General features: G+C 62.0%; 1 protein-coding gene. It reads right to left on the bottom strand.

Annotated features, from left to right (window positions below):
• Nucleotides 1–300: hypothetical protein (locus QK296_RS28990; RefSeq protein WP_282392371.1), on the bottom strand; the 300-nt coding region annotated here is incomplete at both ends.

Here is a 300-nt window from a genome sequence, read left to right as displayed (position 1 = left end):
GCACGTCTTGGGAGTGGTCGGCGCGGGTCAGGCGGGCGAGGGGGTCGTAGTGGTAAAGGTGTTCGCCTTTGCGGGTGTCGAGCAGGCGGGTGAGGTTGCCGCTTTTGTCGTAGTCGTATTGGCGTTGGTAGAGGTGGTTCTGTTGCTGAGTGACCGCCTGGGCGTGTAGGCGGTGGTGGTCGTCGTAGTGGTAGTGGCTGAGCAGTTGGCCTTGCTGGCGCTGATGTTCGCGGCCGCTGTTGAATAGATGTGAGGTGAGCACTTCTCCGTTGAGTTCGACGGTGGCGAGGTGGCCGCCTT

This window comes from Pseudomonas sp. AL10, from assembly GCF_029960685.1.
In the GTDB taxonomy this organism is placed as follows: Bacteria; Pseudomonadota; Gammaproteobacteria; order Pseudomonadales; family Pseudomonadaceae; genus Aquipseudomonas; species Aquipseudomonas lactis.
Note: the sequence above shows the minus strand (reverse complement) of the source record. Positions and strands in the feature narration are given on the sequence as shown.